The sequence below is a fragment of the Paraburkholderia phosphatilytica genome, from assembly GCF_003443895.1.
Taxonomy (GTDB): domain Bacteria; phylum Pseudomonadota; class Gammaproteobacteria; order Burkholderiales; family Burkholderiaceae; genus Paraburkholderia; species Paraburkholderia phosphatilytica.
Map to the genome: position 1 here is coordinate 40,758 of NZ_QQOA01000022.1, position 25,970 is coordinate 66,727.

Consider the following 25,970-nt stretch of genomic DNA (forward strand, 5'->3'; position numbering starts at 1 on the left):
GTCAATGCGCGGAAATATCGATGTCGCCGAAATACTTCTTGCCGAGCGTCGTCACCGTGCCGTCGGCCTTCACTTTCGCGATCGCGTCGTCGAGCTGTTTGCGCAGCGCGGCGTCGTTCTTGCGCACGCCGAACGCGATGCCGCTGCCGAGGATCTTGTCGTCGCGCACCGGCTGGCCGACGAACGCGTAGTCCTTGCCGTCCGGTTTCGTGAGAAAGCCCGACTGCCCCGCGGGCGCGAGCACGAGCGTGCCGTCCAGCCGGCCCGCGACGAGATCCGCGTACGCCTGGTTCTGGTCCTGGTAAGCCTCGATGTCGACGCCCGCCGGCTGCCAGTGCGCCTTCGCGTAGGTCTCCTGAATCGAGCCCTGCAGCACGCCGATGCGTTTGCCCTTCAGCGACTGCGGCGTCGCGTCGAGCCCGCTGTCGCGCTTCGCGATCAGCCGGGTCGGCACGCGGTAGATCACGGTCGTGAAGTCGATCGCCTGGCGGCGCTTGTCGGTCGCGTTCATCGCCGAGTTGATCGCGTCGAACTTGCGCGCCTGCAGCGCGGGAATCAGCCCGTCGAACGAGGTCTCGACCCAGCTGCACGTCAGATGCGCCGCCGCGCAGACCGCGTTGCCGATATCGATGTCGATGCCCTGCAGGCTGCCGTCGGCGGCCTTCGATTCGAACGGCGGGTATTGCGCTTCGAGCCCGAAGCGCAGCGACGTGGCGTCGGCAAGCGCGGCCGTCGAAGCCAGCGCGAACGCGAGTCCGAACAGCACCTTGAGTCGTGTCATCGTGGATCTCCTTTCCCTCTGTGTAATGTCGTTTTCCCTACTGCCGCATCGGTGCCCGCAAGCCGGGCGTCAGCGGCTCCGACCCGGATGGACCGGCGCCATGCGGGCGTCGCATGCGGGCGCTCAGTCCGGATACCGTCATTGGGCCCCACCATAAAGGCAGCCACAATCGAAACTTCGTCATGGGCGACATGCGCTCACGTCATACGTTCAAGCGGTCATCGCGTGCAACGTTGGCGCCGCAAGCTCGCATGCAAAACGCAAAACCTGACCGGCTCGAAAGCTCCGGGCGTTACAATGGCCGACGCGTTTGCCGCACCGCGTGAGGCCGATGCTGCCTATGCAATCGATGCGCACGCTTCGATTGCATGCGTCCCGACAGTATCGCCGCGCGCTGCCGATAACCATGGTGTGGCCGTGTCGTCGAGGTCCGCGCGGCAACGCTCATCATCCCGCTGGAGAAGGAGTCTATCGAGGTGTCGTACACGTGACGGACAACAGCCTCATCAGCCTCACTGCGACGCGGCGGCATCGCCTTTTTGCGAACTTCGTGATGGCGGCGCTGCTCGGGTCCGCGCTCGCGCTGCTCCCGTTCGCGCGGCTGCCGATGCCGCACATGGAGGCGTTCGTGCCGATGCACGCCACCGCCGTGTTCGCCACCGAAGCGCTGACCGCCTACCTGTTGTGGACGCAGTTCGTGCTGCGCCGCGACCCGTACCTCGCGGCATTGTCCGGCGCATACGCGTTCACCGCGGCGAACGTCACGCTCCAGCTGCTCGTGTTCCCGGGCGTGTTCGCACCGGAGGGCCTGTTCGGCGCCGGCGCCCAGTCGGCCGTGTGGCTATGGGTGACCTGGCATGTCGGCACCCCGCTGCTGCTGACGCTGGCGGTGGCGGTGCGCGCGCGGCACCCGGGTCCCGTGTCCGTCGCGCGCGGCGCGTCGCTCGTCGCACTGCCGCTGGTTCTCACGCTCGTTTCGCTCGCGGTCGTCACGCAACGGGCCAGCGCGCTGCCCGCGCTGCTCGCCGGCGATGGGTTCGCGCGCACGCATCCCGCGGGCATCGGCGTCGCGATCGGCCTGCTCGGCTGCGGCGCATGGCTTGCGCTCGTCGTCGTGACGCGGCTGCGCACGCTGCTCGATCTGTGGTTGTCCGTAGCGCTCTGCGCGGGCGTCGCCGACGTGTGTCTGTCGCTCACGGGCGGCGGGCGCTTCTCGGTGGGCTGGTACGGCGCGCGGGTGTACGCGCTGGTCGGCTCCGGCACCGTGCTCGCGGTGCTGATCTGGAAAGTGAGCCGCATGTACGCGGCGCTGGAAGAAGCCAACGCGAAGCTGCACGAATACGCGATGCTCGATGGCCTGACCGGCATCTTCAACCGCCGCTATTTCGACGAACGCTATCCCGCCGAGCTCGCGCGCGCGGCGCAGGACCGCCGGCCGCTGTCGCTGCTGCTGATCGACGTCGACCGCTTCAAGCACTACAACGATCAGTGGGGACACCTGCGCGGCGACGAATGTCTGACGAGCGTCGCGCGCACCTTGAAAGACGCGCTGCTGCGTCCACAGGATTTCGTTGCGCGCTACGGCGGCGAAGAGTTCGTGGTGGTGCTGCCCGACTGCGACGAAGTCGCGGCGCTGAATACCGGTGAGGCGCTGCGCACCGCGGTCGAACTGCTGGTGCTCGCGCCGGCCTCGGCGCCGAACAGCCATATCACCGTATCGATCGGCGCCGCGACGCTGGCGGCGGGGAACCCGTCGGATGCGGACCGCCTGCTGGCCGCCGCGGATGCCGCGCTCTACCGCGCGAAGGCCGCGGGTCGCAACTGCGTGAGTGGCACGGCGCGATCCGATACATCCGCCGCCCCCCGCACCGTTGACGACGACGCGCGCTACCCGGCGTCCGGCGGCGCGGCGAGTCTGCTGTAAGGGCGTCGACGCACTCGGCTTCAACGCGTCGCCATCAATGCGGAGGCTTCAACGCGCCCGCTTCGATACGCGTCGTTCAATCCACCACCTTCAATGCGCCGCTCTCAACGCGCGACATTCAACGCGCCACGCTCAATGCGACACTCTCAGCGCGCGGCGCTCAATCGCCACGCTCAGTGCGACATCCTCAATGCGCGCAACTCAACCCGCCACGCTCAATGCGCCGCCGTCTCGCAGCTCCCATGCCGCGGATCGCATAGCCAATCCGCCGTCCAGCCGCCGCCCAGGTCGCCGAACAGCGTCGCCGTGTCGAGCAGGCGCTGTTCGTGCACGGTCAGCGCGGATTCCTCGCTGGTCAGCTGAGTCGCCTGCGCGGTCGCGACCGTCGTGTAGTCAACCGTGCCCGCCTGATACTCGTTCTTCGCGATCTGCGTACCGCGCGTCGCATCGCGCACCGCGCCGTCGATCACGGTCTGCTGCTGCGACAGAATGCGCAGCCCGGACAGATCGTTCTCCACATCTTCGAACGCCGTCAGCACGGTGCCGCGGTAGTTCGCGACGGCTGCGTCGTACGCGGCGCGCGCGGCCGCCACCTTGCCGCTGCGCTCGCCGCCGTCGAAGATCGTCTCGCTCGCGCTGCCGCCCAGCGACCACACGCGGTTCGCGGCCTTCAGCAAGCCGTTCAGCGGCGACTGCGTGAATTCGCCGATCGCGGACAGCGACACCGTCGGGTAGTACGCGGCAATCTCGACGCCGATCGCCGCGTTCTGCGAAGCCATCTGACGTTCCGCGACCGCGATGTCGGGCCGGCGCTGCAGCAGCGTCGACGGCACGCCCGCCGGAATGGCCGGCATCGACGGCAGCTTCTCGCTGTGCGGGATCGTCAGTTCCTCGGGGTTCTTGCCGACCAGCACCGCGATCGCGTGCGCGTACTGCGCGCGCGCCACGCCGAGCGCGATCAGGCTCGACTGCGCGTTTTCGAGCTGCGTCTGCGCGCTGACCAGATCCGACGGCGCGATGGTGCCGGCCTTGTCCTGCGCGGCGATCACGCGCAGGTACTCCGTGTATTCGTTGACCGTGCGCTGGTACAGGTCGATGTTCGCATCGGCCACGCGCAGGTCGATCACCGCGGTGGCCAGCGCGACCTGCTCGGACAGCGTCGCGTTCGCGAGTGTCGCCTGGCTTGCCTGCGCGGTGGCCGCGTTTTCCTCGATCGTGCGGCGCACCTCGCCCCACAGGTCCAGGTCCCAGCTGACGGAGCCTTCGAGCGAGCCCGAGTTGTACACCGACGACCTCGTGCCCAGGCTCGTGGACGTGGTGCTGGCGGACGCACGCTGGCGCGTGGCCGAACCGGTCACGCCGATGGTCGGGAACAGCGACGCGCGCGCCACCTTCACTTCGGCGAGCGCTTCCTGATAGCTCGCGTAGTCCTGCCGCACCGTCTGGTTCGACACCGAGATCATCGGCTCGAGCTGATTGAGCAGCGGATCGTCGAACGCGGTCCACCAGTCGCCCTTCGGCGCCTCGGCTTCCGCCGGCTGCGCCTGGGTCCAGCCTTCGAGTTCCGAATACGTGGCCGGCACCGGCACCGTCGGGCGCTTGTAGTCCGGGCCGACCGTGCAGCCCGCCGCGAGGCAGGCGAGCGCAGCGAGGACCGCTATCCGCAGGGTTTTCATGTTCATGCTCTTCATGCTTCAGGGTCCGCTTGCCGGTTCCACGGCAGGTTCGCGGCCCAGGCCGCGAGCCGCGCGCGCAGCCGGTCGAGGTAGAGGTAGATCACCGGTGTCGTGTACAGCGTGAACACCTGGGAGAGAATCAGGCCGCCCATCACGGTGACGCCGAGCGGCTGGCGCAGCGACCCACCCTGGCCGATGCCGATCGCGAGCGGCACCGCGCCGAGCACGGCCGCCGCCGTCGTCATCATGATCGGCCGCAGACGCACCACCGCGGCTTCGTGGATCGCCTGCTTCGCCGGCATGCCGTCGTTGCGCTGCAGCTGGATCGCGACGTCGACCATCATGATCCCGTTCTTCTTGACGATACCGATCAGCAGGATGATGCCGATCATCGCGATTACCGAGAACGGCGTGCCGAAGATCAGCAGCGCGAGCGTCGCGCCGATGCCCGCGGACGGCAACGTCGACAGGATCGTGATCGGGTGGATCGTGTTCTCGTACAGCACGCCGAGCACGATGTACACCACGGCGAGCGCGGCGAGGATCAGCAGCGGCACCGTGCCCATCGATTGAGAATACGCCTGCGCCGCGCCCGCGAACGCACCGTGGATCGACGCCGGCACGCCGATCTCCGCGCTCACCTCCTTGATCGCGGCGTCCGCCTTGCTGAGCGAGCCGCCTGTCGGCAGGTTGAACGAGATCGTCGCGGCGACGAGCCCGCTCTGGTGATTCACCTGGGTCGCCGTGTGGCTGCTCAGGTAGCTCGCCATCGCGGGCAGCGGCACCATCGTTTCCGCCGACGTGCTGTCCGCGCTACCGCTCGACGTGCCGCCCTTGCTGTTCGAGATGCTGTTGGTGGTCTGGTTCGCTTCCGCGTTCGAATTCGACGAATTCGTCTCCGAGCTCGTCGACGTCGTGCTCGCCTTCGCCGTCGTCATCTGCGTCTGCGCGGTGCCGGTCGCGTTGCCCGCGGCGGTGCTCAGATACATCTGGTCGAGCATCTGCGGGAACTGCCAGTACGGCGGCGCGAGCTCCATCACCACCGCATACTGGTTGATCTGGTTGTAGATCGTGGACACGGTGCGCTGACCGAACGCGTCGTACAGCACGTTGTCGATCTGGTTCGGCTGGAAGCCGTAGCGCATCGCGGTCTCGCGGCTCACGTTCACGTAGGTCTGCAGACCGTTCTGCTGCAGGTCCGAGTTCACGTCCGTCAGCTGCGAGCGGTACTTGCCGAGCGCGGTGACGAGCGCGGGCGTCCACTTGTAGAGCGCCTCGGGATCGTCGCTCGTCAGCGTGTACTGGTATTCCGCCGCCGACTGCCGCCCGCCGATGCGCAGATCCTGCTGCGCCTGCAGGAAGAGCCGCGCGCCGGACACCCGTTCGAGCTTCGGCCGCAGCCGGTTCACCACGTCCGTCGCGGTCGCGTGACGCTGCGCGAGCGGCTTCAGCGAAATGAACACCTGCGCGGTATTGAGCGCGCGGCCGCCGGTGAAGCCCGCCACTGTCGCCACCGCCGGGTCGGTCTGCACGATCGACTGCAGCTGCTCGAGCTTCTTCTTCATCGCCGGGAACGAGATGCTCTGGTCGGCGATGATCTGCCCGATCAGCATGCCGTTGTCCTGCTCGGGAAAGAACGTGGACGGCACCAGCTTGAACAGGAACACGTTCGCGATCATCAGCGCGAGCAGCACCAGGATCACCAGCAGCGAGTGGTCGAGCACCGCGGTCAGCGAGCGCGAATAGCCGTCCTTGAAGCGGTCGAACTGGCGTTCCACCCAGCGCGCCCAGCGCCAGCGCGACGGCCCCGCGCTCTCGCGCGACAGCACGTACGCGCACATCGCCGGCGTCACCGTCAGCGACACGACGAGCGAGATCAGGATCGACACCGACAGCGTGACCGCGAACTCGTGGAACAGCAGCCCGACGATGCCCGGCATCAGCAGGATCGGCAGAAACACCGCGATCAGCGACAGGCTCATCGAGATCACGGTGAACGACACCTCGGCGCTGCCGCGCAACGCCGCCTCGTGCGGACTGAGCCCCGCCTCCAGGTGCCGCACGATGTTCTCCAGCACCACCACCGCATCGTCGACGACGAAGCCGGTCGCAATGGTGAGCGCCATCAGCGACAGGTTGTCGATGCTGTAGCCCATCAGCCACATCGGCCCGAACGTGCCGACGATCGACAGCGGCAGCGCGACGGCCGGCACCAGCACCGCGCGCGGCGACTGCAGGAACACGAACACCACGCCCACCACCAGCAGCACCGCGATGAACAGCGTGCGCTCCGTGTCACCGACCGACGCGTGCACGGACTGCGAGTGATCGACCGCGACGCCGACGTGCACGCCGCTCGGCAAGGTCGCCTCGATGGACGGCAGCACCGCCTTGATCTGCCCGACCGTCTTCACGACGTTGCCGCCCGGCGTCGGGAACACGATCACGAGCACGGCCGCCTTGCCGTTGTAGAGCCCCGCGTTGCGGATGTTCTCGTTCGAATCGATCACGTCGGCGACGTCTTTCAGCAGCACCGGCGAGCCCTTGCGATACGCGACGACAAGGTCCCGATATGGCGCCGCCTTCGTGATCTGGTCGTTCGACGTCACCTCGTAGCGCTGCTGGCCCTGATCGATGTGCCCTTTCGCGCTGTCCGCGTTCGCGGCACTCACCGCCGCGCGCACGTCCTCCAGGCCGATGCCGTAGCTGTTGAGCTTGCCCGGCTGCAGTTCGACGCGCACCGCGGGCAGCGCACCGCCGCCCACCGTGATCTGCCCGACGCCGCTGATCTGCGACAGCTGCTGCAGGATCACCGAATCCGCGGAGTCGTAGAGCTGCGCGGTGGTGAGCGTGTCCGACGTCAGCGCGAGCACCATCAGCGGCGCCTCGGCCGGGTTGTACTGGCGGTAGCTCGGATTGCTTCGCAGCGTGGTGGGCAGATCGGCGCGCGCCGCCTGGATCGCGGCTTCGACGTCGCGGGCCGCGCCGTTGATGTCGCGGTTCAGCCCGAACACGACGACGATCATCGACGTGCCCACCGAATTGATCGACGTCAATTCGTTGACGTCGGCGATCGTGCCGAGCCGCTTTTCGAGCGGCTCCGCCACCGTCGACGCCATGATTTCCGGGCTTGCGCCGGCCATCATCGCCTGCACGACGATCACCGGATACGCGACGTTCGGCAGCGGCGAAACCGGCAGCCGGAAGTACGCGAGGAAGCCCGAGATCGCGATGGCGATCGCGAGCAGCGTGGTCGCGACCGGCCGTTTGATGAAGAGCGCCGAAATGTTCACGGCGCGTTCTCCACCGGGTGATCATCGCCGCCGTCTTCGCCGCGTTCACCACGACGCCGCGCGCGCCACGCCCTGAAGCGCCGCGCCATGCGGTCGAACAGCAGGTAGATCACGGGCGTCGTGAAGAGCGTCAGCAGCTGGCTCAGCGTCAGGCCACCGATGATCGCAAGACCGAGCGGCCGGCGCAGCTCGGAGCCCGTGCCGGTGCCGAGCAGCATCGGCAGCGCGCCGAGCATCGCGGCGAGCGTCGTCATCAGGATCGGGCGGAAGCGCAGCAGCGATGCCTCGAAGATCGCCTCGTGCGGCGGCTTGCCGTGCTCGCGTTCGGCTTCGAGCGCGAAGTCCACCATCATGATCGCGTTCTTCTTCACGATGCCGATCAACAGCACGATACCGATGATGCCGATCACGCCGAGGTCGCTGCCCGCCATCATCAGCGCGAGCAGCGCGCCGATACCGGCGGACGGCAGCGTCGAAAGAATTGTGACCGGATGCACGAAGCTCTCGTACAGCACGCCGAGCACGATATACACCGCGACGAGGGCCGCGATCAGCAGGTACACCTCGCTGGAGAGCGAGTCTTCGAACGCCTGCGCGGCGCCCTGGAACGACGACGTGATCGACGGCGGCAGGTTCACCGCGGACTGCGCCTTGCGAATGTCCCTCACTGCAGCGCTCAGCGACGCGTCCGGCGTCAGGTTGAACGACACCGTCACCGCCGGGAACTGCGCGAGGTGGCTGATCACGAGCGGCGAGCGCGTGAGCTTGATGGCCGCGATCTGCGACAGCGGCACCTGCCCGCTCGACGCGGTCTGGCTCGGCAGATACAGGTTGCCGAGCGACTCGATGGTCGGCACCGATTCCGGCTTCGAGACGAGAATCACGCGGTACTGGCTCGACTGCTCGAAGATCGTCGACACGATACGCTGGCCGAGCGCGTCGTACAGCGCGTTGTCGATCGTCGCGGGCGTGATGCCGTAGCGCGCCGCGAGCTGCCGGTTCACCTCGACGTCGATGCTCATGCCGTCGGTATCGAGATCGCTGGTTACTTCGGACAACGACGGAATCTGCTTCATCTTCGCGACGAGCGCCGGCACGTACTGCTGCAGCACCTGCTGGCTCGGGCCGCGCAGCACCAGCTTGTACTGGCTTGGCGAGATCGTGGTGTCGAGCGTCAGGTCCTGCTCGGGCTGCAGGTACAGCTTGATGCCCGGCACGTTCGTGACCGACGCCTGCAGCCGCTGCGCGATGTCCGCGGCCGACTCCGAGCGGTCGTCGCGCTGCTTCAGGTTGATCAGGAAGCGGCCGTTGTTGAGCGTCGTATTGGTGCCGTCGATGCCGACGTACGACGTCAGCGATTCGACGTCCGGGTCCTTCAGCAGCACGTCGGCGAGCGCGTTCTGGCGCGACACCATCGCCTTGTACGACACCGAGTTGTCGGCCACGCTGATGCCCTGGATCACGCCCACGTCCTGCACCGGGAACAGGCCCTTCGGAATCAGCACGTACAGCAGCACGGTCAGCACCACCGTACCGACCGCCACCAGCAGCGTCAGCTTCTGATGCTCGAGCACCCAGCGCAGCCCGCGTTCGTACGCGTTCAGCGTGCGATTGAAAAGCCCCTCGCTGATCCGCTCGAAACGGCTCGGATGCCGCTCGGCCTGTGCGCGCAGGATCCGCGCGCACAGCATCGGCACCACGGTCAGCGACACGACCGCCGACAGCACGATCGTCACCGCGAGCGTGATCGCGAATTCGCTGAAAAGCCGGCCGATCACGCCGCCCATGAACAGCAGCGGAATCAGCACCGCGATCAGCGAGATCGTCAGCGACAGGATCGTGAAGCCGATCTGCCCCGCGCCTTTCAGCGCGGCCTGCAGCGGCGTCTCGCCTTCTTCCAGATAACGCACCACGTTCTCAATCATCACGATCGAATCGTCGACGACGAAACCGGTCGCGATGATGAGCGCCATCAAGGACAGGTTGTCGATCGAGTAGTTGAGCTCGTACATCACCGCGAGCGTGCCGATCAACGACACCGGCACCGAGATGCTCGGGATGATCGTGGCCGGCACGTTGCGCAGGAACACGAAGATCACCGCGACCACCAGCAGCACCGCGAGAATCAGTTCGAACGCCGCGTCGCGCACCGACGCCTGGATCACGCCGGTGCCATCCGACACCACCGTGAGCTGCATGCCGGCCGGCAGCGTCGCTTCGAGAATGGGCAGCTGCTTCTTGATCTGCGAGACCGTCTGGATCACGTTCGCGCCCGGCTGGCGCTGCACGTTCAGCACGATCGCCGGCGCGCGGTTGTACGACGCGCCCTGCTCGATGTCCTGCGCCGCGGTACTCACGCGCGCCACGTCGCGCAGATACACCGGCGCGCCGTTCTGATACGCGATCACCGTGTTCAGGTAGTCCTTCGGATCGGAGATCTGGTCGTTCGCGTTGATCGTGTAGTCGAGATCCGGCCCGTCGAAGTTGCCCTTCGGCTGGCTCACGTTCACGTCCGCCAGCAGCGTGCGCAGGTCGTCGAGATTGAGGCCGTACGCGGCGAGCTTCTGCGGATCCGCTTCGACGCGCACCGCCGGCACGTTGCCGCCCGACGTGGTGACGAGACCGACGCCCGGCACTTCCGAGATCTTGGTGCCGAGACGGTTGTTCGCGATGTCCTGCAGCTGCGTGAGCGACATCGACTTCGACGTGATCGCGAGCGTCATGATCGGCTGGTCGGCCGGATTGACCTTCGCGTACGTGGGCGGCGCGGGCAGGCCGCTCGGCAGATAGCTGTTCGACGCGTTGATCGCCTGCTGCACGTCCTGCTCGGCGACGTCGAGGTTCAGCGACAGGTCGAACTGCAGCGTGATCACCGACGCGCCTTCCGAGCTGTACGAAATCATCTGCTGCAGGCCCGGAATTTCGCCGAGCTGCACTTCGAGCGGCGCGGTGACGGTGGTCGCCATCACGTCGGGACTCGCGCCCGGATAGAAGGTCTGCACCTGGATCGTCGGATAGTCGACGTTCGGCAGCGACGATACGGGCAAAAAGCGCATCGCGAGCAGACCCACGAGCACGACGGCGATCATCAGCAGCCATGTGGCTACCGGCCGCAGAATGAACAGACGGGACAGATTCATCGTGTCAGCCGCCCTTCACTCACGAAGCCTGCGACGCAGCCGCCGCGCCGGATGCGGCGTGGCCGCGATGCGCGTGCGCGCCGGAGGCGCCCGAAGCTTCGGCCGCTTCCGACGCGCCGCCTTCAGCAGCGCCTGAAGCACCCGCAGCACCCGAAGCCGGCCGCGCCGCGGCTGCGCGGATCTTCGCGCCGTCGCTCAGGCGGTCCATGCCGTCGGTCACGACCGTATCGCCTTCGTTGAGACCCGACGCGATCACCGTGTGCGTGCCGTCGCTCGGGCCGATCGTCACCTTGTGAACCGACACCGTGCTGTCCGGATTGACGAGGTACACGTAGTTGCCCGGCGCGCCGCTCTGCACAGCCGGCGTGGGCACGAGCACCGCGTTCTGCATCGTGTCGACCAGCAGCTTCACGTTGACGAACTCGTTCGGGAACAGCGCGTTGTCGGCATTCGGAAAGCTCGCGCGCAGCGTCACCGTGCCGGTGCTCGTCGTCATCTGGTTGCTGATCGCGTACAGCGTGCCGGTTTCGATCTGGCGGCTGTTGTCGCTGCTGTACGCGGTGACGGCCAGCTTCGCGCCAGTGTTGAAGCGCGCCAGCACCTTGCCGAGCGAATCCTGCGGCACCGCGAATTCGACGGTGGTGGGCTGCATCGTCGTGACGACCGCGATGCCGGTGGTGCTCGACGCGGTCACGTAGTTGCCCGGGTCGACGAGACGCAGGCCCACGCGCCCCGAAACCGGCGACGTGATGTGGCAATACTCGATGTCGAGGTTGTACTGCGCGATCGCGGCCATGTCCGCCTTCACCGCGGCTTCGTCCTGCTGCACGGTGAACTGCTGGTCGACGTAGGTCTGTTCGGCGATCGACTTCTGCTGCGAGAGCTGCTGGTAACGCGCGAGGTCCGAATGCGCCTGACCGAGCGCCGCCTTGTCCTTCGCGAGCTGGGCCTCTTCCTGCTGCCTGCTGATCTGATACTGGCGGTCGTCGATCTGCGCGAGCAGCTGCCCCTTCTTCACGTCTTCGCCTTCGGTGTACGGCACCGAGGTCAGGTAGCCCGACAGCTGCGGCAGCACCGTGACCGTCGCGACCGGCGTGACGGTGCCGAGCGCGCTCAGCGTTTCCGGCATCGCGCCGAGCGCGGCCTTCGAAACCGTCACCACCTGCACGGCGGCGGTGCGCTTCGGCTGCCGCTGCCGCAGGATGTGCAGCACGACCAGCACGATCAGGATCAGCACGATGATGATCAGCACCCAGCGGCCGGTGTGGCGGCGCTTTGCCGGCGGCTGGCCGGACGGCGGGCTCGGTGGCGGGCTGGATGAGCGGTGCGGTTCGGACGAAGACGGGGAAGGCGGTTGCGCCGATGGCCTGGTGGTATCGCTCATGCCGACCTCCGGATCTCGAAAGGTTGCGGCCGGCGGGCGGCGTCTGCACGTTTTTGCGTAGCGACTGACGGCACGGCAGGCAGCGTGGCCAGCGGCACGAAAGCGGACCCTACGGCCGAGTGGGCCGGTTGATTTCTTCTTTGCGACATACAGCTCCCCATGATGCGAAGGTGCCGGCCAGGGACGGCAGCGGTGACATTGGCGACTGTAGACAACATCGGCTCCGCATAGGCTACATGTCCCTCACGGTTCATTCCAGTTCATTACAAGCATCGCGCTCGTAATATCCGGTAATTGAGCCAACCGAAAGTGTTACGTGATGAAACAGACAGGCGGCGACCGTGGACCGGTGAGGCCGGCCGACGGCCTCGTTGCAAGGCCATCGGCGGAAGCAGAAGTTGCGCCCGTGGCGGGCGCGAGTGCGACGCAGACCGGCTGGACGACGGTCTGGTCAAGAACTGTTTGATGCGTAGTTAAAGTCGGGGCGCGGCCGGGCTGCTGCCAGGCCGGGTTACTGCCCGGTCGAGCCGGCACTCTTCACCGCGCAGCTCGCCGTCACCTTCTCGCCATCGCTGAACGAGAACGTCAGCGGCGTCGTCGTGCCGACCTTCAGTTTCGTCTTCGGCTGTTCGAGCATCACGTGATATCCGCCGGGTGCGAAGGTCAGCGTGCCGTGCGCGGGCAACGGCGCCTTGTCGACCATCGCCATCGTCGACGTGCTGCCCTGGCTCTGCGTCTGATGCAGCATCGCCATGCCGAATGCTTCGCTGTCCACGCCGACGAGATCGAGCGCTTCCGCGCCGCTATTGTTCGCCTTGAAGTAGCCGCCCGACGGCAGGTTGCCCGGCAGCAGGCGGATCCAGCAGTCGGACACGCTGACGGCCGCCGGCGCGGCGAAGCCCGGCGCGGACAGGGTGGCCAACCCGGCGGCAAGCGCTCCGGCGATCAGGATGCTCGGAATGCGACGGATGCGATTCATACGATTTTCTCCAGGCTAAACGAAATAGTCATAGGGCAGCTGCTGTTGCAACTGCGGCGATTCAGGATGCAAGACCGCGCGCGCCGCCGCGAAATGCCAGGTGATCGGCGAACCGGACGATCGGGTTCGCACTCGTTGAAAGCGATCTGAAATGTTAGCGCCGCGAGCGCGTCCGCGGCAGCCCGAGCACGATGCGGTCGACGCGAACGCGCGCGTTCGCCGAGGCGTGCGATCGGGCGGTCTGCTGCTAAAGCGGCAATCAGGAAGCGAGCGGAGGAGCGCGTGGACGCCCGGACGGGAATACGCCGAGCGGCGTGAAGCGGACGGACAGCACCGCCACGACGAGAATCGCGACGAGCGTCAGCATCTGGACAGCGACGGGCGGCACCGAAGACATCGCAGTGTGCGTGGTGAGCAGATCGCAGTAGCCGCACGCGGCGAGCGAACCGGCTGCCGTGTCGTGATGCTTCGGCGTGGCGATCGACGCAGCGGCGGGCGTAGTCGCGGAGCACAGTGAAGCGATGGGTTCGTGCGCACGCGACGAGACGACGAACTGACTCACGAGCGGCGCACACACGACGAGCCACATGGCGACGAGGCCAAGCCATGCGGTGACGCGTGCGTATCGGTGAAGTGTCGTCATGTCGTGCGAAGGTGCGAGCGTCGCGGAGTCTAGCACCATGAAAGTGGCATGGCCAGCCGGGCCCGTGTGATGAACGCTATTCCTGCCGCGGCTTCGTCGCGGGTTGCGCACGCGGAAACGCGTGTGCATAATCGCCCCACTTTCCCGCGCATCCGCGCCCTTCCCGATGCACACCAGACGTCTACAGAAACTCGGCAGCCTGCTGGGATTGCTTGCAATCCTGATGGCCACGCTCGCGCCGACGATCTCGCAGACGCTTGCGTGGAATCATCGTCTCGACGTCGCGCTCGACACCTACTGCACGGTGTCCGCGGACAGCGATGCGGGTGCCGCGCACGGCGGCAAAACGTCGCGCTCCGCCGCGCTGCATCTGCAGGCGTGCGCGTACTGCAGCCTGCTCGCGCATGTGCCGACCGTGCCGCACGCGGCCACTCCGCTTGCCGTTGCGCTTGCCGAGACGCGCGCACCTGCTGCCGCTCCGCACGCCGCGGAAACCGCGCGCTTCTCCTACGCCGTCGCGCAGCCGCGCGCGCCACCATCGTTCTCCTGATCATCGGCGAGCCGATCGCCTGAGCGCGATCGCCGTCATGCTGCGTTGAACCGCAGCGGTTCGTCTGTGCCCGTTCAACGTGCGCAATGCGACACCGCACGACACGAACGGGCATGGCACGACACGACAACCGGAGAACTTCATGCTTCAGCGCTTCAACCTGCGCAGCGACGGCGCGCGCTCGGCGTGCGCGACCACCGTCACGCTGTTCGCGTGCCTTGCGGCCGCCCCCACTTCAGCCGATGCGCACGCCGTCGTCGGCGACCGCGTTTTCCCCGCCACGATGACCGTGGACGACCCAGGCGTCGGCGACGAATTCGACACGCAGTTCGGTCACATCAAATCGCCCGACGACGACGGCGACACCATGAACGTCAACACCGTCTCGTACGAATGGGACAAGCTGATCACGAAGAACCTCGCGTTCAGCATCGGCGGCAACTATGTGAGCCAGAACGCGCCGAACGGCAACTCGGCGAAGGGCTGGGACAACCTGTCGCTCGGCGTGAAATACCTCGTGTACGCGAACGCGGAGCACGAATTCATGGCGTCCGTCGGCCTCGAAACGGACATCGGCGGCACCGGCGCGCGCTCGATCGGCGATGCGTATTCGACCTTCACACCGACCGCTTACTTCGGCAAGGGCTTCGGCGATCTGCCTTCGAGTCTCGGGCTGCTGCGTCCGTTCGCGATCACCGGCGAGATCGGCCCGAACATCACGACGGCCTCCGTCGGCAACGGACCGAACTCGCTCGGCTGGGGCATGACGCTGCAATACAGCATCCCGTATCTGCAATCGCAGGTGAAGGATCTGGGCCTGCCGCAACCGTTCGCGAACCTGATTCCCGTCGTCGAATTCCCGATGAGCACCTGCACGGCCGGCGCATGTTCCGGCCACACGACGGGCACGATCAACCCCGGCGTACTGTGGACGAACCGCTACGGCCAGTTCGGCGTGGAAGCGCAGATCCCGGTGAACCGCGCGAGCGGCACACACGTGGGCGTGCTGTTCGACGCGCATCTGTACTTCGACGACATCTTCCCCAACTCGCTTGGCAAACCCCTGTTCTGATATCCGATCATGAAAAACTCGAAATCCACGTTGATGCCGCTGCGGGGCGCGCTTGCCGCCCTCGCTTTCAGCACCGCTCAACTCGCGTACGCGCATGCGTATCCGACACATCAATCGCCGGCTGCCGGCGCGACCGTCACCACGTCGCAGCAGGACGTCGCGATCGATTTCGACGACGGCCTGGAGTCCGCGTTCAGCTCGATCGCCGTGACCGATGCGAACCAACAGTCTGTGACGAAGGGTCGTGCCATCGTCGATCCGTCGAACCCGAAGCACATGTCGGTCGAGCTGAACCCGCTCGAGCCTGGCGTGTACACCGTCGCGTGGGTCGCGGTCGCGAACGACGGCCATCGCACGCAGGGCCACTACTCGTTCACGGCGAAATAAGCGGCCCTGCGTTTCTGCCGCGGGCGGCGTGCGTTACTGCGCGGTGTAGCCGCCGTCGACTGCGACGATCTGTCCAGTCAGATAGCCCGCGTGTTCGCCAGCAAGGAACACGATGGTCTGCGCGATTTCTTCCGGCATGCCTGCGCGGCGCGCCGGAACCGTCGCGAGCAGGCCGTCGCGCGCTGCATCGTTGCCGCCGGTGAAGCGGTCCAGCATCTGCGTCGCGACCGGGCCCGGCGCAACGGCGTTCACGCGCACGCCGGCGGCCGCGCCTTCGAGCGCCGCACTCTTCGTGAGGCCTTCCACTGCGTGCTTGCTCGCCACGTACACCGACGCGTGCGGCATGCCGACATGCCCCGCGATCGACGACAGGTTGACGATCGCGCCCGACCCTTGTGCCTGCATCACGCGCATTTCGTGCTTCAGCGACAGCAGCGTGCCGAGCACGTTGGCCGAGAAGGTCGCCTCGTAGTTCGCAACCGACTGCTCCGCGAGCGGCGCGAGTTCGCCTTCGGTGCCGGCGTTGTTGACCGCGATATCGATGCGGCCGAAACGTTCGACGGTCGCTTCGACGAGACGGCGCACGTCGTCTTCGAAACGCACGTCGGCGTGCACGAATTCGGCTTCGACGCCGAGCGCGCGAAGCTCGGCCGCGAGCGCGAGGCCCGCTTCGTCGCGCCGGCCGCTGACAACGACACGGTGGCCCGCGCGGGCGAACGCGATGGCGGTCGCGCGGCCGATGCCGGTCAGCGCGCCGGTGACGAGAACGACGGGTGCATGGGTGTTCATGATGGAGCTCCTTGCGGTGGTGGACCGCGTATGACTTCGGTTCTGGAACGCTGCCGGGATGGCAGCGAGCGATGGCGTGGAAGTGACTGTGACTGATTCCATCGAGTTGAACTAGCAGGCTGCCGCTCCTATCATTCAGTCCACTGAGGAATAAACAGGACGGAGCAACGATGGACAAGCTGCTGGCGATGCGAACCTTCGTGCGGGTCGTCGAAGCGGGCAGTTTCTCCGCCGTCGCGCACGAATCCGGCACCACGCAAAGCGCGGTCAGCAAGCAGGTGGCCGCGCTCGAACGCGAACTCGGCGCGAAGCTGCTGACGCGCACCACCCGCTCGCTCGCGCTCACCGAAGACGGCGCGCGCTACTTCGAGGAAACGCGCCGGCTCGTCGCCGAAATCGCGGAAGCGGAAAGCACGCTGCAGCGCGGCGAGCAGCAGCTGACCGGCCGGCTGCGGATCGCGGCATCGGTCGGGTTCGGGCGGATGAAGCTGATGCCGCTCGTGCGTTCGTTTCTCGCTGAGAACCCGGGCGTCAAGATCGATCTGCGACTGCACGACAACTTCATCGACCTCGTCGAGCACGGCATCGACATCGCGGTGCGGATCGGCGAGCTGCCCGACAGCCGGCTGATCGCGCGGCGCATCGGCACCGCCGAGCGCAGGCTGCTCGCGCATCGCCGCTATCTGCGTTCACTGCCGAAGGGCATGAAAGCGCCGAAGCAACCCGACGATCTGACCGCGCACAACTGCATCGTCTACACCGGGATCGCCGCGCGCAACGACTGGACCTTCATCGCGGATGCCGGCGCGTCCGAACCGCCCGGCACGACGCGCAGCGTGCGCGTGGACGGCAATCTGCAGACCAATAGCAGTGAGGTGCTGCGCGCATCGATCCTCGCCGGCATGGGCATCGGCCATGCGCCGGCATGGCTCTTCGATGAAGAAATCGCAAGCGACGAAGTCGTCACGCTGCTGCCGGACTGGCACACGTTCGCGAGTCCGATCCATCTCGTCAGCCCACCGGAGCGACGGCATTCGGCCAAGGTGAAGGCGTTCGCGGACCACGTCGCCGCGGGTCTCGCGCAGCCGGCGGCCGGTTCATCGGCTCGTTCATCGGCTCGTTCATCGGCCTGAAATCCGACTGAAATCCGCTTGAGACGATTGGGCATGCTGTTGAGACGCCCTCGCATTCGAATTCGCGTCGCCGGCTCCTAAAGTTCTATCCAACGAAGGACGGCAGCTGCTGCCCTCGCCTTTCAGGAGAAGACAATGAACGGGAGTCGTGAACCGATGCCGGCTGGATTCTTCGGCATCGCAGTGGGAACGCTGGCGCTGGCCGGCGCATGGCGTGTCGGCGTGAAGCTGTGGGCGTTGCCCGCGGATCTCGCCGCGCTCGCAACGAGCGTCGCGCTCGTCGTGTGGCTCGCGGTGATGGCAGGTTACGCACACAAGTGGCTCACGAACCGGGAAAGCGCGCTGGCCGAATGGCGTCACCCGGTGCAATCGCTGTTTCTGCCGCTCGGCCCGGTCTCGACGCTGCTGGCCGCGCAGGCGCTGCTCGCGTGGTCGCGGCCGCTCGCGGTGCTGCTGTTCGTGCTCGGCACCGTGAGCCAGCTCGCGCTGGGTGTCGCGATGCAAGGCCGCTTCTGGCAGGGCGGCCGCAAGACGGGGCTCGTCACGCCGGCCATCTATCTGCCGACGGTCGCACCGAGCTTCGTCGCGGGCACGACAGCCGCCGCGCTCGGCTGGACCCAGCTCGGCGAGCTGTTCTTCGGCGTGGGCGTGCTGTCGTGGTTCGCGATCGAATCGGTGATCCTGCACCGCACCGCACATCATGACGCGCTGCCCGAAGCGCTGCGGCCGGCGCTTGGCATCCAGCTGGCGCCGCCGGTCGTGGGCGGCGTGACGTGGCTCGCGATCTCGCACGGTGCGCCGGACGTGTTCGCCTACGCGCTGTTCGGCTACGGTCTCTATCAAGCACTGCTGTTGCTGCGCCTGCTGCCGTGGATCCGCAAGCAACCGTTCGCACCGTCGTACTGGGCGTTCAGCTTCGGCGTCGCCGCGCTGCCGACGATGGCGATGCGTCTTGCCGGTGTCGGCGCACCCGACTGGATCGGCTGGCTCGCAGTCGTGCTGTTCATCGCGGCGAATGGTGTAATCGGTTTGCTGATCGTGAAGACCGTGGAACTGATCGCGAGCGACCGGTTGCTGCCCGCGCGGGCCGCGGCCTGAACATTCAGTGAATGTGTTGTTCAGCGAATGTGTTGAAGTGGAGCGATCAGTGAAGCGCGGTGAACCGTTCAATGAATGGTTCACCGCGACCTCATTGCAGTTTCAGCGCTTCGATATCGCGCCGGGGCGGCGCACCGAACATCCGCGCATACTCCCGGCTGAACTGCGACGCGCTTTCGTAGCCCACCTTCCACGCGGCCGATTCCGCGTTCGCCGCGCCCGTCACCATCAGTTGACGCGCTTCCAGCAGGCGCAGCTGCTTCTGGTACTGCAGCGGCGTCATCGACGTCAGCGCCTTGAACTGCCGATGAAACGCCGACGGACTCATCTGCGCGACCGCCGCCAGTTCGTCGATGCGGATGGTCTCCGCGAACTGGTCGCGCAGCGCGTGAATCGCGGTGACCACGCGCTGCGCGTGGCTGTTCGCAAGTGCAATCTTCGCGACCTCGTTGCCATGCGCGCCCGTGAGCAGCCAGTAGCAGATCTCACGCATGATCAACGGTGCGATCGCCGGAATGGCGCGCGGCGTGTCGAGCAGACGCATCATGCGCTGCACGCAGTCGGCCAGCGGACCGTCGAAGTCGGTGACGAACACGCCGTGGCCCATGGTGTCTTCCGGCTTCGGCGATGCATCGAGATGCTGCACGACGTCATGCATGATCGCGAGATCGAACTCGATCACGACGCCGAGAAACGGCGCCTCCGGGCTCGCCTTCTCGACGCGGCTGAACGCCGGCATCTCGACGCTGACGACGAGCGCCTGGCCGGCCCGGTAGTCGTGGCGGCGATCGCCGAACGTCGACCATTTGGCGCCCTGCACCACGACGCACAGCGCGGGCTTCATGATCCGGTGGGCTGGATGCTTTTCCTGATTCGCGCGCAGGATCGTCACGCCGTCGATCGCGGTGGCGTACGGGCCCTCCGCTTCCAGCTGGCTTTCGGTAAAGCGTTTGACACTCTCGAGCAGTGCATTCGACATGTGAACGCTCTCCACTTCCTGATTCCCGCATCGTACAGGCTGGCGCGGCGGGTTGCAGGCCGCCGGCAGGATCAGGCAAGAACTGAGGTAGTTCAGGCATTCGTGCTGCGGCGTCGCAGCAATAAGCTTGATCCCTGAGCAAACTCAAGTGGAGCACAAGATGACCGTCGCAAAGATCGCAATCGTCACTGGCGGTAGCCGTGGCCTTGGACGCAATACCGTGCTGCAGCTGGCGAAGCGCGGCGTGTGTTCCATCTTCACGTATCGCACGAACCGGGCGGAAGCGGACAACGTAGTGAACCTCGCCGCGGAAGCGGGACAACGCGCGATCGCGCTGCCGCTCGATACCGGACAGGTGAGCGCATTCGATGCCTTCGTCGAACAGGTGCGCGACGCGCTGAAGGAACTGGGCGCCGCGCGCTTCGACTACCTGGTGAACAACGCGGGCACTTCGCATCACGCGCCGTTCGAAGCGACCACCGAAGCTGAACTGGACAGCCTGTACAACGTTCATTTCAAGGGCGTGTTTTTCCTCACGCAGAAGCTGCTGCCGCTGATCAACGACGGCGGGCGCATCGTGAACGTTTCGTCGGGTCTCACGCGGATCGCGTATCCGGGCAGCACGTCTTACGCGTCGATGAAAGGCGCGGTCGAAGTGCTCACCCGTTATCTCGCGAAGGAACTGGGCCCGCGCCGTATCGCGGTGAACACGGTCGCGCCCGGCGCCGTGGCCACGGATTTCAGCGGCGGCATGGTGCGCGACAATCCTGAAGTGAACCGGCTGGTGTCCGAAGCGACGGCGCTGGGTCGTGCTGGCGTGCCCGACGATATCGGTCCGATGATCGCGTCGCTGCTGTCCGACGATCATCGCTGGGTGAACGCGCAGCGGATCGAGGTGTCGGGTGGGTTGATGATCTAGGCAGGCGCGCGCCGGCAGCGGCGCTAGCCCGCTTCGGCCTCGGTCTGCTCGAGTCTCGCAGCATGCCGGCGTATCCCGGCAAACACCGCTTCGGCAATGTCCATCGGAAAGCCGTCGGGAATCTCCGCCGCGACGGTATCGATGACACTCTCCGTTGCGGCAACGATGTCCGCGATGATCGATTCGACTTCCTCGGGCGCCAGCCCCACGCGCTGCCCCTGCGCGATCCAGTGACGCGGATAGATCTGAGCCAGCGCGTAGTGCGCATTGCGCCCTCGCACCGCCATCGCAAGCTTCGCACGTTGGGGCGCAAGCCGGTTAGCGCCCTTGCCGATGATCGGATGGGCCGAGAGCACGTCGTAAAGCGGCGTGGATGCATAGCGGTTGCCGGGCAGATGCGCGATGCTGAAATTCTTCGCATGGCCGTCGATCGCGGCGAGCAGCCAGAACACGATCTGCGTCGCGAAGAAATTACGGCGGTCCACGCCCGCATGCATCGAGCCGCCCAGCAGCGCCATGATCGTGTCGATGCCCGGGCCGCCATCCGCCTCGTACTTGTTCGCACCCGGCGTGCCGGTTGCCTGGCACATGTCTTCCTGGGGCAAACGCACAATCCAGCTGCCGTCGCTTGCGTAACGCCGGTCGAAGCGTTCGACGACCAGCGCCTTCATGTCCTCGAACGTCGCGATGCCGCAGCGGGCAATCGGCAAACCGTATGCCGCGACGATTCGCGAGCACAGCCATTCGTTCTCGACCGACGTGCGCATGTCGGCGCGCATATTGCCAACGAGGCCCATCGGCAGCTTGAGGATGTGCGTGGTCGGCGTGCTGCCTTCCGGCAGCAGCCATTCGCCGTCATGCCAGAGCAGCGCGGTCTTTTCCTGCGCGCCGGCGATGGAGAGCCGCAGATCGTCGACCGGTTCGTGGTGACCGATGCCGGGTGCCGCGGTGGTATCGCGCAGCAGCTGCGCGATGGCGGTTTCGTCGAGTGGTCGGCCGCGGATCGTTTCGAGGTCCTGCGGTTCGTGCTCCGTCGGCAGCATCTGCAGCGCGCCCACGCAATCGCGTCCGAGCACCGCGAGCAGTTCGAACGGCGAGGTGCCGCTGGTCCGGTAACGCGCCGCGATACGACGGCGGATCGACTCGCTGTCTGGCAGCAGATTGTCGAAAAAATCGGTGACGAGGGAACCGCGATGCGGCTGGTTGCCCGGCGTAAACGGCAACGATAGCGACAGCGGCCGGCCTCGCTCATCCGCCAACCAGCTGTCGAGGTACACGAGACGCTCGACGCCGCGCGCGACTTCCCAGTGACCGACAGGCACGCCGTTCATCCACAGGTGAAGCCGACCCGGTTGCCGCTGACCCGCCATCACCAGATCTCCGGTTTTCTGGCGGCGGATGTGCTCGAGCGTGGCTTCGTCTGTTTCGTCTGCTTCGTCTGTTTTGCGGGTTTGGCCTGCTTCATCGGTACGGCCTCTTTCACCTGTTTCGTCTGCTTGACCGGCTTCGCGGCGGTACCGCGTGCGGTCGCAGCAGCCGGTTTCAAGGCCTTCTTTACAGCGGTAGCACGAGGCGCGCGCGCGCCTGCCTTCGCTTCACGCGGTGTGGCGTTGCTGCCCCCCGGCCCATCGCCTGCTGCCGTGAGCGTCAGTTCGACGTCGAGAAGCCGGAGCACCCGAAACAGCCGGTCGACGCTCGCCGACGCCGGGTTGGCCTCGAACTCCGCATAGCTCTGCTGCGTGATACCGAGTCGCGTTGCCATCGATGCCTGCGTAAGCCCGGCACTCTTGCGAAAACCCATCACGACCGGGCGAATCTGACTGATGGTCTTCAGCGGGAAGTCCATGGTTGTATTCCTGCGTGAGGTTCTTACAGGATAAAACCTGTATTTAAAAAATACAAGCTATAGCCTGTAATTTTTATATACAGGTTATCCCCTGTAAAATACAAAAACAGGCCATAGCCTGTTTTTTTAGATGAACCCTGGCTACCCGATCACGCCACCACGTTCGCCCGCTCCAGAATCATGTCGTACAGCGCACGCGCGGCCGGAGACAACTGCGCCATCGTGCGCGTCACCAGCACCAGCGTGCGCGACACCACCGGATCGGTCAGTTCGATCGTGTGCACGGTCGGATACGCGCCTTTCTGCACCGCCAGCCGCGGCACCACCGCGGCACCCAGTCCTTCCGCCACGAGGCCGATCGCCGTCGAACTGCGCTGCACCTCGTAGAACGAGCGCAACGCGATGCCGTGGGTCTTCAGCGCGACGTCGAGCAAACCGCGATTGCCGCTGACCTCGCCCGCGAAGATCAGCGGATGCGGCTCCAGCTGACGCCAGCCGATACGCCGGCGCTTCGCCAGCGGATAATCGTCGCGACAGGTCAGCACGTAGCGGTCGGTCGTCAGCGGCACGCTGGTCAGGTCCGGATGCGGGTCTCCGGCGATACTGATGCCGAACTCCGCTTCGCGCCGCAACACCGCGTGCACGACCGAAGATGATGCATGGTCGAGAATCTTCACGCGGTTATGTGGATGACGCGCCGAATACGCACACAAAATGCGCGGCAGATACTGCACGCCCACTGTCGGCACGCATGCGATCGATACGTCGCCGCGCTGGCTCATGCCGGTCTCACGAATCTCGGTAAGCGCGTCCGACAGCTCGCCGAGCAGGCGTCGCGCCTGCGGCAGAAAGCGGCTGCCGGTGTCGGTCAACGCGATGCTGCGGGTGGTCCGTTCGATCAGCGCGACGCCGAGAAACTCCTCGAGCTTGCGCAGACGCTGCGTGATCGCCGTCTGCGTCACGTGCAGCGTTTCGGCGGCCCGTTTGAAGCTGCCGCCATCGGCAATGGCCACGAATGCCTGAACCCCGAGCGTGTCGATTTTCATAAGAAAAATCAAATAATGCTGAAATTCAATTCATTTTACTGAAGCGACCGACGAGCACAAAATAGCCTGCGTTCCGCATCCACCGTTCACGACAGGGAGAGCACGATGAGTTCAGCCACCGGTTGGCACGCGCAGCAGTACACGATGTTCGAAAATGAACGGACCCGGCCGGTCAAGGATCTGCTGGCAGCCGTGCCGTCAGAAAACGTGAGCGTCGCCATCGACATCGGCTGCGGGCCCGGCAATTCCACCGAGGTACTGGCCGCGCGCGTACCCGGCGCGACGCTGAGCGGCATCGACAGTTCCACCGACATGATCGACGCCGCGCGCAAGCGCCTGCCCGAGGTGCGTTTCGACGTGGCCGACATCGCGGCCTGGAACGACACGCAGCCGTACGACCTGATCCTCGCGAACGCGGTGCTGCAATGGCTGCCCGATCACCAGACGCTGTTTCCGCAGCTGATCGGCCGGCTCGCATCGGGCGGTCATCTCGCCGTGCAGATGCCCGACAATCTCGACGAGCCTGCGCACCGGCTGCTGCGCGAAACCGCCGCCGACGGCCCGTGGGCGGAAAAATTGAAGGGCGTCGAACGCACCGCGCGGCATCAGCCGCGCTGGTACTACGAGCTGCTCGCGCCGCACTGCGCGCGCGTCGACGTGTGGCGCACGACCTACCACCATCCGCTGCAGGGCGGCGCCGACGCGGTGGTCGAATGGTTCAAGGGCAGCGCGCTCAGGCCGTTCATCGCTGCGTTGAACAGCGATGAACAGAGCGCGTTCATTGCGCGCTACCGCAACGGGATCGCAAAGGCGTATCCGGCACTGGCCGATGGCACCGTGCTGCTGCCGTTTCCGCGGCTCTTCATCGTCGCGACACGCGCATGACGCTTTGTGTATGAACGGTGGAATGAAAAACGCGACGGCCCTGAAGGCTCGCCGCGTCTTTGTTCATCGTGCTTTTTAGTCAAGCGCAGCGATCTTCAGGACTCGACGTCCTCCAGGCTGAAAATCTCCGTCTGGTCGTTGTACGAAAACACTTCCCCGTAACGCCCCCAGTTGATCACCGCATCGAGCGTCTCTTCCGCCGCGCTGTCGGACAGGAAGTCTTCCAGCTCCTGCTCGAAACGCACACGCGGCGCGCGATGCCCCGGCCGCTCGTCGAGCACTTTGCGCACTCGCGTGGCGAGCGGCACATTGCGCAGCAGATGCTCGGCGAACATCACCTTGCGCTCCTGCGTGCCGAGGTCCGCGAAGGTCCTGGCCGGCGGCGTCAGATAGATATCGCCTTCACGCACGTCGGCAAAGCCCAGGTACTGCAGCACTTCGGCGATCGGGAACAGGTCGTCCACCTCGAGATGCAGCGAGCGCGCGATTTCCGGCATATCCGCGCGACCGTTATAAGGCGCGGCCGCCAGCGTCTCGATCAGACCGGCCATCAGGTTGGTCGACACATGCGGCAGCCACGATCCGAGCTCCAGCCCCTTCTTCGTCGTCTCGTCCGTCTGGCGCGCCGTCATCTTTGCGTAGATGTCGTCCACCAGCTTGCGGAACGCCGGATCCAGACGGTTGCGCGGATGCTTGAACGGCACCTTGATCTCGGCAATCACGCGCCCCGGATTCGACGACAGCACCAGAATGCGGTCGCACATGAACACCGCTTCCTCGATGTTGTGCGTGACGATCAGCACCGACTTGATCGGCATGCGCCCTTGCGTCCACAGGTCCAGCAGGTCGGTACGCAGCGTCTCGGCCGTCAGCACGTCAAGCGCGGAGAACGGCTCGTCCATCAGCAGCAGCGTCGGGTCGACCACCAGCGCGCGCGCAAAACCCACACGCTGGCGCATGCCGCCCGACAGCTCGCGCGGGTACGCGTTTTCGAAACCATCGAGACCGATCAGGTCGATCGCGGCCAGCGCGCGCTCGCGGCGTTCGCGCGCGCCGACGCCGAGCGCTTCCAGCCCCGCTTCCACGTTCTGCAGCACGGTCAGCCACGGAAACAGCGCGAAGGTCTGGAACACCATCGCGACGCCTTCGGCCGGACCGTCGAGCGGCTTGCCCTTGTAGGTCACGGTGCCGCCGGTCGGCTCGATCAGGCCGGCGATGATGCGCAAGAGCGTCGACTTGCCCGAGCCCGAACGGCCGAGCAGCCCGACGATCTCGCCTTCGCGCAGCTGCAGGTTCGCGCCGTCGAGCACCAGCAGTTCGCCCTGGCTCTTGTTGAAACCGCGGCACACGTCCTTGACGTTGAGAATTTCCTCGCCGGTGCCCTTCTGAGCGGCTTGCTGCAATTCGACGGACATCAGTTCTGGCTGGTTCATGGTTTCCTCACTC

Annotated in this window: 21 protein-coding genes; 8 read left to right on the forward strand and 13 right to left on the reverse strand. The window is 65.9% G+C overall.

The window, feature by feature from the left end; all coding sequences use genetic code 11:
* Window position 1: 1 nt before the first annotated feature.
* Entirely contained in the window at window positions 2-781 is a 780-nt protein-coding gene (locus DVS29_RS22265; protein ID WP_118182666.1) for an ABC transporter substrate-binding protein, read from the reverse strand.
* Between the two features lie 487 nt (window positions 782-1,268).
* On the opposite strand from DVS29_RS22265, the gene DVS29_RS22270 reads away from it, so the two are divergent.
* The gene (locus tag DVS29_RS22270; RefSeq protein WP_164707964.1) at window positions 1,269-2,705 is read left to right on the forward strand and encodes a sensor domain-containing diguanylate cyclase; all 1,437 of its coding nucleotides are present in this window, start codon (window positions 1,269-1,271) and stop codon (window positions 2,703-2,705) included.
* A gap of 215 nt (window positions 2,706-2,920) precedes the next feature.
* On the opposite strand, the gene DVS29_RS22275 is transcribed toward DVS29_RS22270, so the two are convergent.
* The 6 genes from DVS29_RS22275 to DVS29_RS22300 form a co-directional block, all read right to left on the reverse strand.
* Entirely contained in the window at window positions 2,921-4,396 is a 1,476-nt protein-coding gene (locus DVS29_RS22275) for an efflux transporter outer membrane subunit (protein WP_420816154.1), read from the reverse strand.
* Window positions 4,393-7,674, reverse strand: a complete 3,282-nt coding sequence (locus DVS29_RS22280; RefSeq protein WP_118182669.1) for an efflux RND transporter permease subunit — start codon at window positions 7,672-7,674, stop codon at window positions 4,393-4,395. Before DVS29_RS22280 ends, DVS29_RS22275 begins: the two co-directional genes overlap by 4 nt.
* Window positions 7,671-10,814: an efflux RND transporter permease subunit gene (locus DVS29_RS22285; protein ID WP_118182670.1), complete on the reverse strand. Its 3,144-nt coding sequence runs from the start codon at window positions 10,812-10,814 to the stop codon at window positions 7,671-7,673. The genes DVS29_RS22280 and DVS29_RS22285 overlap by 4 nt, the downstream gene beginning before the upstream one ends.
* Window positions 10,815-10,833: 19 nt before the next feature.
* Window positions 10,834-12,198, reverse strand: a complete 1,365-nt coding sequence (locus DVS29_RS22290) for an efflux RND transporter periplasmic adaptor subunit (protein WP_118182672.1) — start codon at window positions 12,196-12,198, stop codon at window positions 10,834-10,836.
* 511 nt (window positions 12,199-12,709) lie between these two features.
* Entirely contained in the window at window positions 12,710-13,177 is a 468-nt protein-coding gene (locus tag DVS29_RS22295) for a copper chaperone PCu(A)C (RefSeq protein WP_118182673.1), read from the reverse strand.
* A 259-nt stretch (window positions 13,178-13,436) separates the two neighbouring features.
* A complete protein-coding gene (locus DVS29_RS22300) occupies window positions 13,437-13,859 on the reverse strand; it encodes a DUF2946 domain-containing protein (RefSeq protein WP_338069341.1) in 423 nt (140 codons plus the stop codon).
* A 127-nt stretch (window positions 13,860-13,986) separates the two neighbouring features.
* Between DVS29_RS22300 and DVS29_RS22305 the strand changes: the two genes are divergently transcribed.
* The 3 genes from DVS29_RS22305 (at window position 13,987) to DVS29_RS22315 (ending at window position 15,829) form a co-directional block, all read left to right on the forward strand.
* Window positions 13,987-14,370, forward strand: a complete 384-nt coding sequence (locus DVS29_RS22305; protein WP_118182675.1) for a DUF2946 domain-containing protein — start codon at window positions 13,987-13,989, stop codon at window positions 14,368-14,370.
* Between the two features lie 142 nt (window positions 14,371-14,512).
* Window positions 14,513-15,442, forward strand: coding sequence for a hypothetical protein (locus tag DVS29_RS22310; RefSeq protein WP_240655737.1), 930 nt, complete (start codon window positions 14,513-14,515; stop codon window positions 15,440-15,442).
* Window positions 15,443-15,451: 9 nt separating this feature from the next.
* Window positions 15,452-15,829: a copper resistance CopC family protein gene (locus DVS29_RS22315; protein ID WP_118182676.1), complete on the forward strand. Its 378-nt coding sequence runs from the start codon at window positions 15,452-15,454 to the stop codon at window positions 15,827-15,829.
* Between the two features lie 33 nt (window positions 15,830-15,862).
* Here the strand turns inward: DVS29_RS22315 and DVS29_RS22320 are convergent, their stop codons facing one another.
* Window positions 15,863-16,618 carry a glucose 1-dehydrogenase gene (locus DVS29_RS22320; RefSeq protein ID WP_118182677.1) on the reverse strand — a complete coding sequence of 252 codons (756 nt, stop codon included), beginning with the start codon at window positions 16,616-16,618 and terminating at the stop codon, window positions 15,863-15,865.
* Window positions 16,619-16,788: 170 nt separating this feature from the next.
* Between DVS29_RS22320 and DVS29_RS22325 the strand changes: the two genes are divergently transcribed.
* A complete protein-coding gene (locus DVS29_RS22325) occupies window positions 16,789-17,751 on the forward strand; it encodes a LysR family transcriptional regulator (protein WP_118182678.1) in 963 nt (320 codons plus the stop codon).
* Between the two features lie 135 nt (window positions 17,752-17,886).
* A complete protein-coding gene (gene tehA, locus DVS29_RS22330; protein ID WP_118182679.1) occupies window positions 17,887-18,849 on the forward strand; it encodes a dicarboxylate transporter/tellurite-resistance protein TehA in 963 nt (320 codons plus the stop codon).
* Between the two features lie 91 nt (window positions 18,850-18,940).
* Here tehA and DVS29_RS22335 read toward each other — a convergent pair whose 3' ends face one another.
* The gene (locus DVS29_RS22335) at window positions 18,941-19,828 is read right to left on the reverse strand and encodes an AraC family transcriptional regulator (protein WP_118182680.1); all 888 of its coding nucleotides are present in this window, start codon (window positions 19,826-19,828) and stop codon (window positions 18,941-18,943) included.
* A gap of 160 nt (window positions 19,829-19,988) precedes the next feature.
* On the opposite strand from DVS29_RS22335, the gene DVS29_RS22340 reads away from it, so the two are divergent.
* Window positions 19,989-20,747: an SDR family NAD(P)-dependent oxidoreductase gene (locus tag DVS29_RS22340; protein ID WP_118182681.1), complete on the forward strand. Its 759-nt coding sequence runs from the start codon at window positions 19,989-19,991 to the stop codon at window positions 20,745-20,747.
* 23 nt (window positions 20,748-20,770) lie between these two features.
* Here DVS29_RS22340 and DVS29_RS22345 read toward each other — a convergent pair whose 3' ends face one another.
* From DVS29_RS22345 to DVS29_RS22355, 3 genes are all read right to left on the reverse strand, one after another.
* Window positions 20,771-22,120 (reverse strand): type II toxin-antitoxin system HipA family toxin, encoded by a 1,350-nt coding sequence (locus tag DVS29_RS22345; protein ID WP_420816155.1) that lies wholly within the window; start codon window positions 22,118-22,120, stop codon window positions 20,771-20,773.
* Complete coding sequence (locus tag DVS29_RS22350; protein ID WP_118182683.1) at window positions 22,117-22,593, reverse strand: helix-turn-helix domain-containing protein; 477 nt, start codon at window positions 22,591-22,593, stop codon at window positions 22,117-22,119. Before DVS29_RS22350 ends, DVS29_RS22345 begins: the two co-directional genes overlap by 4 nt.
* Before the next feature lie 149 nt (window positions 22,594-22,742).
* The gene (locus tag DVS29_RS22355; protein WP_118182685.1) at window positions 22,743-23,639 is read right to left on the reverse strand and encodes a LysR family transcriptional regulator; all 897 of its coding nucleotides are present in this window, start codon (window positions 23,637-23,639) and stop codon (window positions 22,743-22,745) included.
* 105 nt (window positions 23,640-23,744) lie between these two features.
* Between DVS29_RS22355 and tam the strand changes: the two genes are divergently transcribed.
* Complete coding sequence (gene tam / locus DVS29_RS22360) at window positions 23,745-24,524, forward strand: trans-aconitate 2-methyltransferase (RefSeq protein WP_118182686.1); 780 nt, start codon at window positions 23,745-23,747, stop codon at window positions 24,522-24,524.
* 95 nt (window positions 24,525-24,619) lie between these two features.
* On the opposite strand, the gene DVS29_RS22365 is transcribed toward tam, so the two are convergent.
* Window positions 24,620-25,957, reverse strand: a complete 1,338-nt coding sequence (locus tag DVS29_RS22365; protein WP_118182687.1) for an ABC transporter ATP-binding protein — start codon at window positions 25,955-25,957, stop codon at window positions 24,620-24,622.
* Window positions 25,958-25,970 lie beyond the last annotated feature (13 nt).